General features: G+C 36.2%; 18 protein-coding genes. 8 read left to right on the plus strand and 10 right to left on the minus strand.

Annotated features, from left to right (window positions below):
- Positions 1–11: 11 nt before the first annotated feature.
- Both ACN19N_RS07575 and ACN19N_RS07580 read right to left on the minus strand, forming a co-directional pair.
- Positions 12–476 carry a MarR family winged helix-turn-helix transcriptional regulator gene (locus ACN19N_RS07575; protein WP_004662340.1) on the minus strand — a complete coding sequence of 155 codons (465 nt, stop codon included), beginning with the start codon at positions 474–476 and terminating at the stop codon, positions 12–14.
- 700 nt (positions 477–1,176) lie between these two features.
- Entirely contained in the window at positions 1,177–2,034 is an 858-nt protein-coding gene (locus ACN19N_RS07580; RefSeq protein ID WP_293735084.1) for an alpha/beta fold hydrolase, read from the minus strand.
- Positions 2,035–2,167: 133 nt separating this feature from the next.
- Here ACN19N_RS07580 and ACN19N_RS07585 point away from each other — a divergent pair, with 133 nt between their 5' ends.
- On the plus strand, positions 2,168–2,623 hold the full coding sequence (locus ACN19N_RS07585; RefSeq protein ID WP_420002317.1) for a hypothetical protein: 456 nt from the start codon (positions 2,168–2,170) through the stop codon (positions 2,621–2,623).
- A 32-nt stretch (positions 2,624–2,655) separates the two neighbouring features.
- Here ACN19N_RS07585 and ACN19N_RS07590 read toward each other — a convergent pair whose 3' ends face one another.
- On the minus strand, positions 2,656–2,898 hold the full coding sequence (locus ACN19N_RS07590; RefSeq protein ID WP_005159983.1) for a hypothetical protein: 243 nt from the start codon (positions 2,896–2,898) through the stop codon (positions 2,656–2,658).
- A 402-nt stretch (positions 2,899–3,300) separates the two neighbouring features.
- Positions 3,301–4,611: a branched-chain amino acid transport system II carrier protein gene (brnQ, locus tag ACN19N_RS07595; RefSeq protein WP_087535832.1), complete on the minus strand. Its 1,311-nt coding sequence runs from the start codon at positions 4,609–4,611 to the stop codon at positions 3,301–3,303.
- A gap of 351 nt (positions 4,612–4,962) precedes the next feature.
- Between brnQ and map the strand changes: the two genes are divergently transcribed.
- On the plus strand, positions 4,963–5,757 hold the full coding sequence (gene map, locus ACN19N_RS07600; RefSeq protein WP_005216427.1) for a type I methionyl aminopeptidase: 795 nt from the start codon (positions 4,963–4,965) through the stop codon (positions 5,755–5,757).
- Positions 5,758–5,783: 26 nt separating this feature from the next.
- Here the strand turns inward: map and ACN19N_RS07605 are convergent, their stop codons facing one another.
- Positions 5,784–6,701: a LysR family transcriptional regulator gene (locus tag ACN19N_RS07605; RefSeq protein ID WP_005216426.1), complete on the minus strand. Its 918-nt coding sequence runs from the start codon at positions 6,699–6,701 to the stop codon at positions 5,784–5,786.
- Between the two features lie 54 nt (positions 6,702–6,755).
- Positions 6,756–7,184 carry a guanosine-3',5'-bis(diphosphate) 3'-pyrophosphohydrolase gene (locus tag ACN19N_RS07610; RefSeq protein WP_420002318.1) on the minus strand — a complete coding sequence of 143 codons (429 nt, stop codon included), beginning with the start codon at positions 7,182–7,184 and terminating at the stop codon, positions 6,756–6,758.
- Between the two features lie 80 nt (positions 7,185–7,264).
- Between ACN19N_RS07610 and ACN19N_RS07615 the strand changes: the two genes are divergently transcribed.
- Positions 7,265–7,588, plus strand: coding sequence for a hypothetical protein (locus ACN19N_RS07615; RefSeq protein WP_420002319.1), 324 nt, complete (start codon positions 7,265–7,267; stop codon positions 7,586–7,588).
- Between the two features lie 51 nt (positions 7,589–7,639).
- On the opposite strand, the gene grxD is transcribed toward ACN19N_RS07615, so the two are convergent.
- Positions 7,640–7,981: a Grx4 family monothiol glutaredoxin gene (gene grxD / locus ACN19N_RS07620; RefSeq protein WP_004662328.1), complete on the minus strand. Its 342-nt coding sequence runs from the start codon at positions 7,979–7,981 to the stop codon at positions 7,640–7,642.
- A gap of 163 nt (positions 7,982–8,144) precedes the next feature.
- Between grxD and ACN19N_RS07625 the strand changes: the two genes are divergently transcribed.
- Positions 8,145–9,359, plus strand: coding sequence for an aspartate aminotransferase family protein (locus ACN19N_RS07625; protein WP_087546918.1), 1,215 nt, complete (start codon positions 8,145–8,147; stop codon positions 9,357–9,359).
- Between the two features lie 62 nt (positions 9,360–9,421).
- Here ACN19N_RS07625 and ACN19N_RS07630 read toward each other — a convergent pair whose 3' ends face one another.
- The 3 genes from ACN19N_RS07630 to ACN19N_RS07640 form a co-directional block, all read right to left on the minus strand.
- Positions 9,422–9,853: a CBS domain-containing protein gene (locus ACN19N_RS07630; protein WP_005159997.1), complete on the minus strand. Its 432-nt coding sequence runs from the start codon at positions 9,851–9,853 to the stop codon at positions 9,422–9,424.
- A 139-nt stretch (positions 9,854–9,992) separates the two neighbouring features.
- Positions 9,993–10,364, minus strand: a complete 372-nt coding sequence (locus ACN19N_RS07635; RefSeq protein ID WP_004662322.1) for a DUF2750 domain-containing protein — start codon at positions 10,362–10,364, stop codon at positions 9,993–9,995.
- 300 nt (positions 10,365–10,664) lie between these two features.
- Positions 10,665–10,898 (minus strand): hypothetical protein, encoded by a 234-nt coding sequence (locus tag ACN19N_RS07640; RefSeq protein WP_004662320.1) that lies wholly within the window; start codon positions 10,896–10,898, stop codon positions 10,665–10,667.
- 233 nt (positions 10,899–11,131) lie between these two features.
- Between ACN19N_RS07640 and ACN19N_RS07645 the strand changes: the two genes are divergently transcribed.
- From ACN19N_RS07645 to ACN19N_RS07660, 4 genes are all read left to right on the plus strand, one after another.
- Positions 11,132–11,491, plus strand: a complete 360-nt coding sequence (locus tag ACN19N_RS07645) for a hypothetical protein (RefSeq protein WP_005160009.1) — start codon at positions 11,132–11,134, stop codon at positions 11,489–11,491.
- A gap of 107 nt (positions 11,492–11,598) precedes the next feature.
- Complete coding sequence (locus ACN19N_RS07650; protein WP_420002320.1) at positions 11,599–11,928, plus strand: hypothetical protein; 330 nt, start codon at positions 11,599–11,601, stop codon at positions 11,926–11,928.
- Between the two features lie 119 nt (positions 11,929–12,047).
- The gene (gene ftsY / locus ACN19N_RS07655; protein ID WP_420002321.1) at positions 12,048–13,166 is read left to right on the plus strand and encodes a signal recognition particle-docking protein FtsY; all 1,119 of its coding nucleotides are present in this window, start codon (positions 12,048–12,050) and stop codon (positions 13,164–13,166) included.
- Positions 13,167–13,341: 175 nt separating this feature from the next.
- The gene (locus ACN19N_RS07660; protein WP_420002322.1) at positions 13,342–13,938 is read left to right on the plus strand and encodes a nitroreductase family protein; all 597 of its coding nucleotides are present in this window, start codon (positions 13,342–13,344) and stop codon (positions 13,936–13,938) included.
- Positions 13,939–14,111: the final 173 nt, after the last annotated feature.

The raw sequence follows: 14,111 nt of genomic DNA on the forward strand, positions 1-14,111 counted from the left end.
TATTTGATTAATCAACGAGCAAGATTTTTAAACATATGTTTTAAAATTTCCATCGTCTTTTCGATTTGCAACGGCGTTAATCCATCAAATGATTGCTCTAAGATTACAGAAGTTAAATCATTAATTTTAGTGATCATTTCTGTACCCTTATCAGTAAGATAAACGCGGGTAATACGACCATCTTCTTTACATGAATAAGTTTCAATATATCCCTCATCTTTAAGGCGATATACGATCTTGGTCGTTGTAGACATTTTAGAAATCACCATGTCTGAAAGTTCAGAAACGCTTGCATGTGGCTTGACATTCAATGCAATTAAAATACGACGGCGAGAGTTGTCTAAACCATACTTCTTAAGTACGTTATCGATATTTTGAACGTACTGTGCATTTACTTGAGAAATCCAGAAATAAGGAAAGTCTTCTAAGTTAAATGTTTCTGATGTAGGTAAAAAACGCGCATATTTTTTAGGCATTAAGTTATTTCCTATGCTTGTTACACAGAGTTGTTAGATGCAACTCCGAGATTCCATGAAATGTCTACAATTTATACGCTAGAAAAATGATGAAATCTAATTTTTCTAACATTCCGTTTATAACAAATCTTCCTAAAAATGGTTGTATAACCATCTTTGCTTAAGATAGGGGTATCATCATGTAAACTACATAAAACTGTTATTAATGATGCTCTTACCTATCCATTTTACCCCAATTGTATTTCTACAGTGTTGCATTGTAGCTTATTTGTAGAACAAATGTATTGTAGAAAATAAATACAAATCATGACGTGACTTTTTTCTAAAAGATTCTGTCTAAAATGTCATATAATCGTGAAATTATTACATTTGTAAAATAAAATAATTAAAAAAACAAATTAAATACATATATTTGAATTTAAAATTTGGTTAAAAATTAAAATTCATAGTGCTGCTAAAAAAGTTGAATAAATACATTCTTTATCACATTTAATCACTATTAGTTAACTAATCTGCTTAAAAAGAATACAAATATAGTTTTATTATTTAATTTTATATTGTTAAAAAATAATTCATTGTAAAAAACTTCTACTTAGTTATGTCATTTATGGTTTATGTAAATAATTGTAAATTAAAAAGGCGCATCTAAATAGGATTGCAAATTTAGATGCGCAAAAGGGTAAAACTGTGAGTTTAGGGATTACATTCTCAATTCTTTTTCTAATACGGGCCATAATTTCTGATGTGATTTTTTGAACATCAGCATATGTCCAATTTGTTTGTAACCATATTGTTGTGGTTTCAATTCAATCAAATTGGTTTGAGCATTAGGATAAAGTCTGAGTAAATCTTTAACATTTGCCTGTGTTGCGATTTCATCATCACTTGCCCAAATTGATGTAATCTGACAGACAATCTCTTGGTGATAATCAGCAAAAATACTTTTACCAATTGCATTCATGACATAACCAGGTTGACTGCAAAATTCAGCCCATTGTTTTGCTACATTTTTAGGTAAATTTTCACCCATACCAATAAATTGTGTTGCGCCGTATCCTTTAATAGCACTGGATACTGGAAAAATGACATTAAACATTAATGGAGCAAGAAGTTTAGTTTTTCCTTTTAAGCCTTTTACATAACCCGTTGAACCAGCGATTGCGACAACTTTAGCAACTTTTTGATGGTCAGGATTGATTCCAAGTAATTGACCACCAGCACTATGTCCCAAAATAATCACTTGTTTAGCTTGAGCGCGATTCAAGAGGGTTTCGATGGCTGCTGGGATATCTAATAAACCCCAATCATTGATACTGGCATTCGAATTTTTAAGTGGCCCATGTAAAGATTGACCTATTCCTCTAAAGTCAAAACTTAAGACCTTATAGCCTTGTTGATTTAACCATTCAGCAAATGAGTGATAAAAACCTTTGGTAATACCTGTTGCTGGACAAATAAGAATCGGAAATGGTTTAGTTGCATCACTTGCTGGATAATACTGTGCTGCAAGTTGGTAACCATCTTTACAACTGATCCAAAATGATTCAAATGTAGTCATTTGAGTAATACTCTTGTCTAGACATATTTCCAGTCTATACAAGTTCTAAAAAGAAACTCGTTTAAAAGATGACTTAAAAGTCAAATTTTATGTAATATAGCTATTTTTGGAAAAACAATTTAGGGAAAAGGGAATGTTAATTTTAACCAGTGCAACCCAATTGGCGATCATTTTTAGTGGGATATTTCTTTGGGTAGGGATGCTAACTGGTGTTTGGAAGTATTATCAAATTAGAAATACAGAGCTTGCACGTGCACATTATTATGTCGATATTGCACATCGCAGTAGTTTGCTTTATGCCGCTGCGAGTTTAATCTTGGCTGCATTAAGTTATTTTACAAGTTTATCGGATAGTTTGAGTCTATTTTGCGTTGTGGCGAATTTATTCTTTTTCTCAATGTCGATTTTGGTCTATATCATTCATGGAATGTTAAAAGATACAACGAATCAGTTTAAGCAACCGCATACCTTAGGGCAGTGGTCGATTCCAAGATGGTGTATGACATTTTTAATGTTGAGTTTAATAATGGTCGAATTAGGTGCTACAGCAGTATTACTATTAGGAACAATCTTAAAATTTACCAGTTAGAAAAATGGATGATTACTCATCCATTTCTTATATTAAAAATTCTTTTGGCGCTCAGCACTTATCTGTCGAAACTTTCGATCAATAATCCCCCACGTACAAAAGGCTAAAGAGACGATTAAAGCGTATGCAAAATATTCAGGTTTTAAATTACCCTTAATAGTGCCTTGCAATAACAGCGTCGCCATTAAGGCAAATGTCGTAATTGCATATACGATGGAATCATTGGTCTTTAGAGTGTCAATGAAGACTTGCTTGTTGAAATGTAATGAGAACATCTCCATCCCTCCTTGAGTAGTGATGACAAAACCTAATCGTTTTTGTCAGAATTAAGATTAAAGTTGTACTTTGATTTTTTTAGTATTTCAATAGCTAATTTCACTATTTTTTAAATAAATTTATGAATGTATTGATTTCTATATAGATTGAACATTTTTTAGGTGTATTAAGGTTATTTTTATTATGAATAATGGTGTTGGTTTTTTACAATTTGAAAAAGTTGCTGAAAAGATGTTTTTGTTATTCAGATCAAATACAGTTTGAATAATACGGGTAGAGGTAGATACAAATAAGATAAAAAATAATTTGTCGTAAACAAAAAATGTAAGTTGGATAAAAGAACATTTTTTGTATAGCTAAAATTATGTTTGGGTAAAACATTATTTTAACGACAAATCATTTTAATTTTGAGAAGCAGTACTGCTAGAGAATCGATCTACAGCAATTGCGATAACGAGTACGACCAATGAAGGTAATAACCAAGCAAGGTTCTGTTCATTCAACGGTAAATTATTAATGAATTGAGGGAGTTGTTCAGAGAATCCAGCCGCTTTGAGTGCTTCAATAATGCCAAAAAGAAAAGCAACAGCAGTAACAGAGCTCACGACAGTTGAAGGTTTATTCCAATATTTCCAGAAGAAACTCATCATAATCACAACAATCGCTGGTGGATAAATTGCACTCAACACTGGAACAGAGAACGCAATTAGTTTTGTTAAGCCTAAATTAGAAATTAATAATGAAAATCCAATTAAGATAAAAACTAATAATTTATACGGTAAGCCTGTTAATTCAGTGAAATATTCTGCACATGCACAGGTAAGGCCAATTGCAGTTACCATACAGGCAAGAAAAATCAAACCAGCTAAAAACAACGAACCTAGATCACCAAAGGCGTGTTGTACATAAGCATGCAGAATTACTGCACCATTCGCTGCATTCGCCGCAACTTCATGGCTACCTAATCCAAGTTTAAATAGGCTGATATATACTAGGGTTAAACCTACACCAGCAATTAAACTCGCGATAATCGCATATTTGGTGATCAGCTTTGAATCTGTCACTCCACGAGACTGAATCGCTTGAATAATCACAATACCGAATACTAAGGCACCCAAAGTATCCATCGTTAAATAGCCGTTTACGAAGCCTTCAGAAACAGGACTAGTCACATACTTATGGATTGGTGGAGAAATATAGCCAGTAGGGATAAGGATTGCTGCAATACCAAGAACCGCTAGAGCAGCAATTTTTAAAGGAGCTAAGACGTGACCTACTGTATCTAATAATTTATTCGGGTAAAGCGAGATCACAGTGACAAGTGTAAAATAAATAACACTATAAATCAGTAGACTGCTATTTGATGTACCAAAATATGGAGCAAATCCTATTTCATAAGAAACAGTTGCAGTACGTGGTGTGGCAAATAATGGTCCAACAGACAAATAACAGACAATCGTGAGGAGTAAGCTAAAAAAGCGTCCAAGTGGCGAGCTGATAATTTCAATAGAGCCTTGCATACGAGACAAAGCCATAATGGTAATTACAGGTAGACCGACTGCGGTAATTAAGAATCCAAAAGCAGCGAGCCAAACATGCTCACCTGCTTGTTGCGCAACGATAGGGGGGAAAATAATATTGCCAGCACCGATGAAGAGTGCAAAGGTCATGAAACCGAGAGCAATAATATCTCCTGTACGAAGATGGTTCATAAAAGGGAGGTATAAAATAAAAGTGCGGATTCTAGAACAAATTTGTAGTCATTTGAAACTAATTTTATGTGAAATTTGGTTTATTTTTGTCTAATAAGAACTGATTAAAATCATATAATTAGCATTGGTAAACTTAATTTATTGAAAAGATTTTAAAAGTAAAAAATATAGCCCTTTATACTTTTTTACTATGATGCCGATTGAAATTAAATGTAAAATAATAGCAACCGTTCAATCTTAAAACGATTGAAGATTTTTGTACGACAGCGTACAACTGTTGAAATACGAGATGCAGTACAAAAATGAATCTGCATGTTGCATTAACCTATATTTAAATAAGGAAAATCTCGAATGAGAGCTTCTACTGTGACGATTAAATCTGAGCAAGATATTGAGAAATTACGTATCTCAGGACGTTTAGCGGCACAAGTATTAGAAATGATTGGTGATTATATTAAGCCTGGCGTTTCAACTGAATATTTAGACGATATTTGCAACGACTATATCGTAAATACTTTGCAGGTGATTCCAGCCAATGTGGGATATCACGGTTTTACCAAGACGACATGTATTTCAGTCAATGAAGAAGTGTGCCATGCAATTCCTTCCGCAAAGAAAATTTTGCAAGAAGGAGATATATTAAATATCGATGTTGCTGTAATCAAAGATGGTTATTTTGGGGATACCAGCCGCATGTATTTTGTGGGCGAGCCGAGCCCAGAAGCCAAGAAACTGGTGGAAACAACTTATGAAGCCATGCTTGCAGGGATTCATACGGTAAAACCAGGTGCGACACTCGGTGATATTGGTTATGCAATTCAATCCGTTGCGCAACGTGAAGGTTATAGTATTGTCCGAGAATATTGTGGTCATGGTATTGGTCGTATCTATCATGAACAGCCGAATATTTTGCATTATGGTCAAAAAGGACAGGGTATGACCTTGAAAAAGGGTATGGTATTTACGATTGAACCGATGGTGAATGCTGGTAAACGACATGTGAAAGAACTGAATGACGGATGGACTGTGGTGACACAAGATAAGTCCTTATCAGCGCAATGGGAACATATGGTTGTTGTTACTGATGATGGTTTTGAGTTGTTAACGCCTTGGCCAAATGGAACAGGACACTATCCAGCGGTGTAATATATTTAAAAAAGAGCTTGAATGATTCAAGCTCTTTTTTTATTCGGTGATTCTGTTAATTGTTCTACTAAATAATCGATAAAGACTCGTACAGCGGGTAATAGACCTCTACGTGACGGATAAACGGCATGGAAAATACCATGTGGGGCAGTCCATTCAGGTAAAACTTTGACCAATTGCCCTGATTTTGTGAAATCTTGTGCAATACTATCTGGTAATAAAGCAATTCCACAATTTTGACTTGCCAATTCCGCAAGCATCAACAAATTCGAACCCATAATGACAGGATTTACTTTAATTTTCTTTTGTTGATTTTCAGGTCCAAATAATAAAAAGTGTTGATCTAGATGTTCTTCGGACATACTGATAATACGATGCTCAGATAATTGTTCTGGCGTTGTTAAATGACCGAATTCATTTAAATAAGCTTGACTAGCAAATAGACGTTGCTCAATTGCTGTAAACTGACGCAAAACTAAATTAGGGTCATCGTCTAGCTTAGAGCGAACACGTAAGGCGAGATCAACGCCTTCGTTAATTACATCAATTCTGCGATTGCTTACCATCATTTGAACCCGAACTTCAGGGTACTTCTTTAAAAAGCTCGGTAATATTTTCGCCATTTGATTTTGTGCAATATCAACTGGAACACTGACTTTAATTACACCGCGTGGTTCACTACTTAAGTGATTGACAACATCATGTGCAGCTTGAGCAGCATTCATCATCACTTGAGCATGACGATAAACATCCATACCAATATCGGTAACGGCAAAGTGTCGTGAACTACGTTGAATTAAGCGTACACCCAGCTGTTCTTCGAGATTATAAACTCTACGACTTAATTTGGATTTAGGAATATCAGTTGCTCTTTCAGCCGCACTAAAACCACCATGTTCGACAACAAGGGCAAAGCAATAAAAATCATCTAAATCCGTTAGCATTACGCTATAAACTCCAGCTTTTGTGATTAGAGTGAATCATTATAAAAGAGATTATTAAACATTTTGGAGTAATAATAAATCTCGAACCTGTTGGTATTCTTTCAAACGCTCAAAATCTTTGACTGTTGGTGATTGAATGCGAGATAAGTCCATATTGTCATTGATATCTGCTAATTTAACAACACGTGCGATTGGATTTTGTCGCGCTCGTTGAGCTGCTTCTAGACGAGTTTCTCCTTGTTTTTTAGTGAGTGCGACGATTGCGTCAATGATATGCTCTTGAAAACCGAATTGGTATAAATCTTCAATCGTTGTTTCTGTATCTTCTAAAATGTCATGTAAAACGGCCACAATTTTATGTTCAATTGTAGGAGTATTTAACATGACTCTTAATGGATGTAATATATAAGGGGCATTTGCTTTATCTACTTGCCCTTCATGTTGTTTTGCTGCTAGTGAAATCGCTTGTTCAAGTGTTGCCATAATTTAAATCCCTGTTATTCAGATAGATTCACAGATCGTATTCTTTTAAACTAAATCCAAATTTTCTATGCTTTAAAATTATGACATACCAACTTATAAACGTGATCGATGCGACTCAAAACATTGCATGTCCATATTGTCATCAAGCTGTGTTAGATTGGGAACAAGAACAGTATGTTCAGCCGTGTGAGCATACTTTATTCATGGCTATGGATTTAGGTTTTGAATTTATTGCTGATCGTTTTGAAGAAGTTCTACCACAGTCGGTTGATGAAATTCATGAAGATCCAAGTATGAATATTTATGAGACGATCACTCAGGCAGACTATCCAAACATGCAAATTTACAAAGCCGATTTAGGGGTGGAAGGTATGTTTCGGTATGTTGGTTTTAGCTTAAACTAAAACTCATTGTAATAAAAAAGCCAATCATTTGATTGGCTTTCATTTTTTAGCTTATGCTTCAGGAGCAGGGCTATACTGTTCAACTAATGGCTTTAACTCACCATTTTGGAACATTTCAAGCATGATATCGCTACCACCAATGAGCTCGCCGTTTACCCATAATTGTGGGAAAGTAGGCCAGTTAGCAATTTGAGGTAATGTTGTACGAATATCTTGATTTTCCAAGATATTTACATAGGCAAATGGGCGACCAATTTGGCTAAGTGCTTCAACTGCACGCGCAGAAAAACCACATTGCGGAAATTGTGGAGTGCCTTTCATGTAAAGTAAAACAGGGTGTTTCGCAATTTGATCACGAATTAACGCTACTGTATCACGCGCTTGTTCCGTCATAGATAGATCCTCAACTAATCTTCGTAAATTATATACTGAAAAACAGTTTTGCGGCTATTGCTAAAGATTTTTCTTATATAAATGTGAGTTTGAGCTTTCAATCTACTCAAGTTTTTGCTTATATAACTTTTTTCACCACAACTAATGATAGATTGAGTTTGTTATGACTAATATCACTCTTGCTCCTGTGCAACCTGATCAACCATCACATCTTATGGCAACTTATGGTCGCCAAGCGATCAGCTTTGTACGAGGACGAGGGGCGTATCTATATACGGCAGATGGGACAGAATATTTAGATGCCTTGACGGGGATTGCCGTGTGTGGATTGGGTCATGCTCATCCTGTGATAGCGGAAGCGATTGCTGAACAGGCTGCAACCTTGATTCATACCAGTAACTTATTTGAAATTCCTTGGCAAACTGCCGCTGCCCAGAAACTTGCTGAAGTTTCTGGAATGGAAGAGATCTTTTTCTCCAATAGTGGTGCTGAGTCAAATGAAGGTGCGATTAAAATTGCGCGTAAGTTTGGTTCCCAGCAAGGGATTGTCAATCCAAAGATTTTGGTTGCTGAACAGTCTTTCCACGGCCGTACACTGGCCACCTTGTCTGCGACAGGAAATAAAAAGGTTCAGGAGGGGTTTGCGCCGTTGGTTCAGGGCTTCATCCGTGTACCGTTTGGGGATGTCGAAGCGATTCAGGAAGCGGCAATCCATCATCCTGATATTGTTGCAATCCTGATTGAACCGATTCAGGGGGAAGGTGGAGTGAACACCGCACCGCAAGGCTTTAGCTATCTGGAAGAAGTCCGTGCGTTATGTAATCAGCATAACTGGTTGATGATGCTGGATGAAATCCAGACTGGAAATGGGCGTACAGGTAAATATTTTGCCTATCAGCACACCAGTATCGTTCCTGATGTGATGACCACAGCCAAAGGTTTGGGTAATGGTTTTCCAATTGGGGCGGTGATGACTCAGGGTAAAGCGATCGGTTTACTGGGTGCAGGCAGCCACGGTTCAACCTATGGTGGCACAGTGTTGGGCTCGCGTGTGGTCTATACGGTACTGGATACACTTGAAAAAGAGAATGTGGTCGCAAATGCTGCCACTGTCGGTGCCTATATCGTGAATCAACTCAAAGCGCAATTGGCTGGTTACAATGTACAGGTGCGTGGTTTTGGTATGATGATTGGTATTCAGCTACCAAAAGACTGTGCTGAACTTGTTGCGATTGCCCGTGATCAATATAAATTGATTATCAATGTCACGGCGGGTTCTGTGGTTCGTTTGTTACCCACACTCAACATGACGCAAGCTCAGGCAGATGAGCTGTTGCAACGTCTTGTGCCTGCAATCCAGAACTTTCTAAAGGCATAGTTCTGGGTTTTTAAAATAAAAAACAGGGTAGTGAATTGCCCTGTTTTTTTATTTTTATAGAATTAACCAGAGATATATTGTTGAAGCTGTTCAATCAGGATACGTTGATCTTCCATTGCTGCTTTCACCAAGTCACCAATTGAGATAAAACCCACCAACTTTTCTTGATCCAATACAGGTAAATGACGTAAATGACGATCGGTCATGAGCTGTAGACATTCTTCTACCGTATGGTTCAAGCCGACTGAAATGACCTTGGATGTCATAATGTCCGAGACAAGTGTGCTTTCTGAGGTGCGTTCCATCAAGGCGATCTTACGGGTATAGTCACGTTCAGAGAAAATTCCAACCACTTTTTCATCTTCTGCAACCACCAGTGCACCTACACCTTTGTCCGCCATAATTTTAATTGCTTCAAGTACAGTCGCATTTGGCGAAATTGTAAAAATTGATTGTACAGCTTTATTTTTGATGACTTGGGCAACGCTTGTCATTGTTTATCTACCTCTGTTGTATTGTCATTTTCATTTAACTTAACGGTATTTTTTTTAATTGCAAAGTCCTAAATGCACAACAATGATAACTTTCTCTTGTGAATGTCTAAAAAGTCATCATGATTGGTGGGCAAATTTATTACGCCATAACTGGTTCTGGCATAAAAAAGAAATGCTGCATTTGTTGTGTCGAAAGTTTGAATTTGCGATGCGAAGAATTAAATAAAGCAGGCTCTACTTGTAAACGCGTTAAGGTTGGTAATAGTGATTCATGAAAATCTTTAGGTGTAATTTTACGTGGTTTATAATTTTTCCAATTTGATTTTGCATAACGGTGTGCTTGTACGCCATTCAACCAAAACGGGAATACATGACCATCGTGATCGGACTTGATTGCCCAACCTTGATGATATAAACCCCAAAGTACGCCACAATACATCATTGTTTTTAGAATTGAAATTTTAATCATCAACTCGCGTGATACTGGTTGGAAATTATTAAAACGATACATGTTCGTAAACTAATTTTATTTAAACTCATGTTTAATTATAAGAAATTTATATGGCATTTATGTTTAAACAATTGATCTAAATCGTAAGCAAATATTCTTTTGGGTCAAAATATCATCTTGATTATTCAATCTTTGCATCAGATAAAAGCAATTCAGAAAGACTCTAGAAATATTTTTTTATTAAAGTTAACACTACCTGAGCAAATCAAAGCTTTGATGCAGCGCAAGTTAGACCGTGGGAGGGAGTGATGTTGTACGTTTTAAGGAGGTATTAAAAAACGCCACCTGAGTGACGTTTTCTTATGCTTGCATTGTTGCTAACTTTTGCCAATATTGAGCTTTCAAAGAATCACGTTCTACTCGAAAACCTTGATAATACAGTTCCGCTAAAAATAATGCTGCTTTACCGTGACCTGCTTGAGCTACTTGTTCAAGCTCTTTCACAGCATCTAGAAAGTTTTTTTGCGATTGAATTGTATTTACTGCATTGGCATACACATGCTCTAGTTCATGTTGTGTAAAATGCTGAATCATATATAACTCCTTATTTTAATTATGATTACTTCAGATTCTATTCAAAGATACTTTACTTTGAACTTAAGTCACTATAACTCTGAATTATGAAATAATTATGACAACATTACTTGAATTGTCAAGTATATTGCGTGTCTTTATTTAATTTGTAAGCTTACACGATTAAACACTTCTCGCAAATATTTTTAAGTAAAATCAAAGTGAAAATAATAGAAATCGATAAGGAGAATAATATGTCAAATGTAATTGATGGCTTCAGCTTTGATGTACCGCCAGCAGAAAGCCAAATTATTGCTTTAGCTCACCATCACCGTAAATTACTCGATGAGGCAATCTTTCATCAGGAGATTCACTTAGGTGACTATTGTTTAGCACAGCGTAAAAGAGTTTACGATTTCGCAAGTCATTTAAGCCCTGAACAAAAAGATCGGTTTTATGATATTTACAATGGCGAGTTGAAACGTATTGCTGATGATGATGATTTACATCCAGCTGATGCTGAAAGTGGTGTAGGGATGTTTGCTATATTTTTGGCACTTGTGATTATTGCATTTATTTTATATTTCGCTTTTGTCCGTTCGCTGATGAGTTGATTAATATCATATGAGCGTTCAATAAACTTACTAGCGGTGAATTATTGAACGCTACACTTGTTCTCAGCGAGCTAGACACATACACTACATCTAATTCGAGGTAGATTATGCTGTCTATAATTTCTAAACATAAAGTTCTACAATCCAAGTTGAGGTTGAAAATTGACCAATTTTATAATGCTTTGGTCAGTATCATTATTTTGTCTATTTTTATCCTCGCATTTTATGCATTGAAACTTCCTGTTAACCCTTTGCAATATCAACAAGTACTTCAGTTTTCACAGCAAGCCAGTCATCCTAAAACACAACAAATGGCAGTACATATACTGGAAAATTCTCAGATTCGCCGTGAAGATTATTTAAAGCTTTTGAACTCTTATCAATTTGAATCTAGTCGAATCAAAGAGTACCCAGCGATGGCACAAGAAGATGAATAAGTTTTAATCGACTCATTTCTATTTATAAATGAACAGTTTGCCTTAGTCAGGAAAAAGAAATCAATTTGTGCTAGACTGACTATCTTTAAAAAAGCTGCTTTTTTTCTCAAGGAATCGACATGCAACAGCAATCGAATATGCAAAATAAATTCTTGATAAATGCCGATATCGGAGATGACGATGTCACATTACCAAGTTTACCTGCTGTCGATGTTCCCATTATTGAGCCAATAGCTAAAAATATTGTTGAAACGCCATCATCTGTAGTTGTGGAAGAAACATCTGTCCCTGCTGTTACAGAAGAAGCCAAGTCAACGGGTTTCTTTGGTCGTATGAAGGATGGTTTGACTAAAACGCGTCGTAGTTTTACGGATGGTATGGTCAATATCTTAATTGGTGGCAAAGAAATTGATGATGAGTTATTAGAAGAAGTTGAAGAACAGCTACTCATCGCCGACATTGGTGTCGATGCGACCAAAACTATTATCGCGAATCTTACTGAAAGAACTGCGCGTGGAGATTTAATTTATTCGCATGCGCTCTACAAAGCATTACAAGAAGAGTTGGTTGCATTACTTGCGCCACGTGTAAAACCATTACATATCGATCCAAATAAATCGCCTTATGTGATTTTAATGGTGGGTGTAAATGGCGTAGGTAAAACGACTACGATTGGTAAACTGGCTAAACGTTTACAAGGTGAAGGTAAAAAAGTCATGCTAGCGGCAGGTGATACTTTCCGTGCTGCAGCGACTGAGCAACTACAAATTTGGGGTGAACGTAACGATATTCCAGTTGTCGCTCAGGGGCATGGTGCTGATAGTGCATCGGTTATCTTTGATGCTTTTGAAAGTGCGCGTGCAAAGGGTATAGATGTTCTTATCGCAGATACAGCAGGTCGTTTGCAAAATAAATCAAATCTTATGGAAGAGTTGAAAAAAGTTAAACGTGTGATGCAGAAGATCGATGCAACTGCACCGCATGAAATTATGTTAATTGTAGATGCGGGGACAGGCCAGAATGCAATTAACCAAGTACAACTGTTTGATGAGGCGGTTGGCTTAACGGGTATTACGATTACTAAACTTGATGGTACAGCGAAAGGTGGTGTGTTATTTAATATCGCGAGCCGTACCCATGTGCCAATTCGTTATATCGGTGTCGGTGAAAAGATTGATGATTTACGCCCATTCTCAGCAAAATCATTTGTTGCGGCATTATTTGAAACTGATAAGTAATTAGTTTACGTTAAAAGAACTCCACTCAATGTGGAGTTTTTTTATAGTTCACAAATAGTATTGTTTCAAAAATAAAACGATATGTCATATTTTTTAGACTATTCCTAAAAAATGTATCGTTATACACTACATTCAATCCAAGATAACGCCTTAAAGGTATAGTAGGAATAACAACATGAGTAACTTTCTAAATAGCATTAAATCACGTCGTACCATTTATGCAATTGGTAAAAATCTTACAGTTGACCAAGCAACGATTGAAGAAACAATTCGCGAAGCAGTAAAACAAAGCCCATCATCATTCAACTCTCAAACTTCACGTGTTGTAACTTTATATGGTGAATCACACCATAAATTTTGGGAAATTGTTCGCGAAACTTTACGTAAAATGGTTCCAGCAGAAGCATTTGCAAATACTAGCGCGAAAATTGATAGTTTCTCAGCAGGTTTTGGTACGGCGTTATTTTATGAAGATCAACATGTTGTAAAAGGTTTACAAGAGCAATTCGCATTGTATGCGGATAACTTCCCAGTTTGGTCTGAACATTCAAGTGCAATTGCACAGTTCGCAACATGGACTGCATTATCTGAAATTGGTGTTGGTGCATCATTACAGCACTATAATCCAATCGTGGATGCCGAAGTGGCTGAAACTTTTGATATTCCATCAAACTGGAAATTACGTGCCCAGTTAGTATTCGGTTCTATTGAAGCGGCTGCTGGTGAAAAAACCTATATGGATGATGCTGCACGTTTCAAAACTTTTAACTAAGTAAATATACGTATCACTAAAAAGAGCACTCAATGTGCTCTTTTTTTATTTAAGGTTTGTATTCGCCAAAAGAACTATGGCGCTTAGCATTAAAACTAATGTATATATCTTAAAAAGGCAAATTGTTGGAATAGACAGTTTTGTTTTATGTCATAAAATGGTCATAATCGCAG

This window comes from Acinetobacter sp. LF10, assembly GCF_048585715.1.
Lineage (GTDB): Bacteria > Pseudomonadota > Gammaproteobacteria > Pseudomonadales > Moraxellaceae > Acinetobacter.

Bases quoted from the DNA above. Each gene is read 5' to 3' on its own strand.
- ACN19N_RS07605 (WP_005216426.1), bottom strand. From the start codon at position 6,701: ATGCTAACGGATTTAGATGATTTTTATTGCTTTGCCCTTGTTGTCGAA.
- ACN19N_RS07630 (WP_005159997.1), bottom strand. From the start codon at position 9,853: ATGACAAGCGTTGCCCAAGTCATCAAAAATAAAGCTGTACAATCAATT.
- ACN19N_RS07585 (WP_420002317.1), top strand. From the start codon at position 2,168: ATGTTAATTTTAACCAGTGCAACCCAATTGGCGATCATTTTTAGTGGG.
- ACN19N_RS07660 (WP_420002322.1), top strand. From the start codon at position 13,342: ATGAGTAACTTTCTAAATAGCATTAAATCACGTCGTACCATTTATGCA.
- grxD (WP_004662328.1), bottom strand. From the start codon at position 7,981: ATGACGGAACAAGCGCGTGATACAGTAGCGTTAATTCGTGATCAAATT.
- ACN19N_RS07610 (WP_420002318.1), bottom strand. From the start codon at position 7,184: ATGGCAACACTTGAACAAGCGATTTCACTAGCAGCAAAACAACATGAA.
- ACN19N_RS07640 (WP_004662320.1), bottom strand. From the start codon at position 10,898: ATGATTCAGCATTTTACACAACATGAACTAGAGCATGTGTATGCCAAT.
- ACN19N_RS07650 (WP_420002320.1), top strand. From the start codon at position 11,599: ATGCTGTCTATAATTTCTAAACATAAAGTTCTACAATCCAAGTTGAGG.
- ACN19N_RS07590 (WP_005159983.1), bottom strand. From the start codon at position 2,898: ATGTTCTCATTACATTTCAACAAGCAAGTCTTCATTGACACTCTAAAG.
- ACN19N_RS07625 (WP_087546918.1), top strand. From the start codon at position 8,145: ATGACTAATATCACTCTTGCTCCTGTGCAACCTGATCAACCATCACAT.
- ACN19N_RS07580 (WP_293735084.1), bottom strand. From the start codon at position 2,034: ATGACTACATTTGAATCATTTTGGATCAGTTGTAAAGATGGTTACCAA.
- ACN19N_RS07575 (WP_004662340.1), bottom strand. From the start codon at position 476: ATGCCTAAAAAATATGCGCGTTTTTTACCTACATCAGAAACATTTAAC.
- ACN19N_RS07645 (WP_005160009.1), top strand. From the start codon at position 11,132: ATGTCAAATGTAATTGATGGCTTCAGCTTTGATGTACCGCCAGCAGAA.
- ACN19N_RS07635 (WP_004662322.1), bottom strand. From the start codon at position 10,364: ATGTATCGTTTTAATAATTTCCAACCAGTATCACGCGAGTTGATGATT.
- map (WP_005216427.1), top strand. From the start codon at position 4,963: ATGAGAGCTTCTACTGTGACGATTAAATCTGAGCAAGATATTGAGAAA.
- brnQ (WP_087535832.1), bottom strand. From the start codon at position 4,611: ATGAACCATCTTCGTACAGGAGATATTATTGCTCTCGGTTTCATGACC.
- ACN19N_RS07615 (WP_420002319.1), top strand. From the start codon at position 7,265: ATGACATACCAACTTATAAACGTGATCGATGCGACTCAAAACATTGCA.
- ftsY (WP_420002321.1), top strand. From the start codon at position 12,048: ATGCAACAGCAATCGAATATGCAAAATAAATTCTTGATAAATGCCGAT.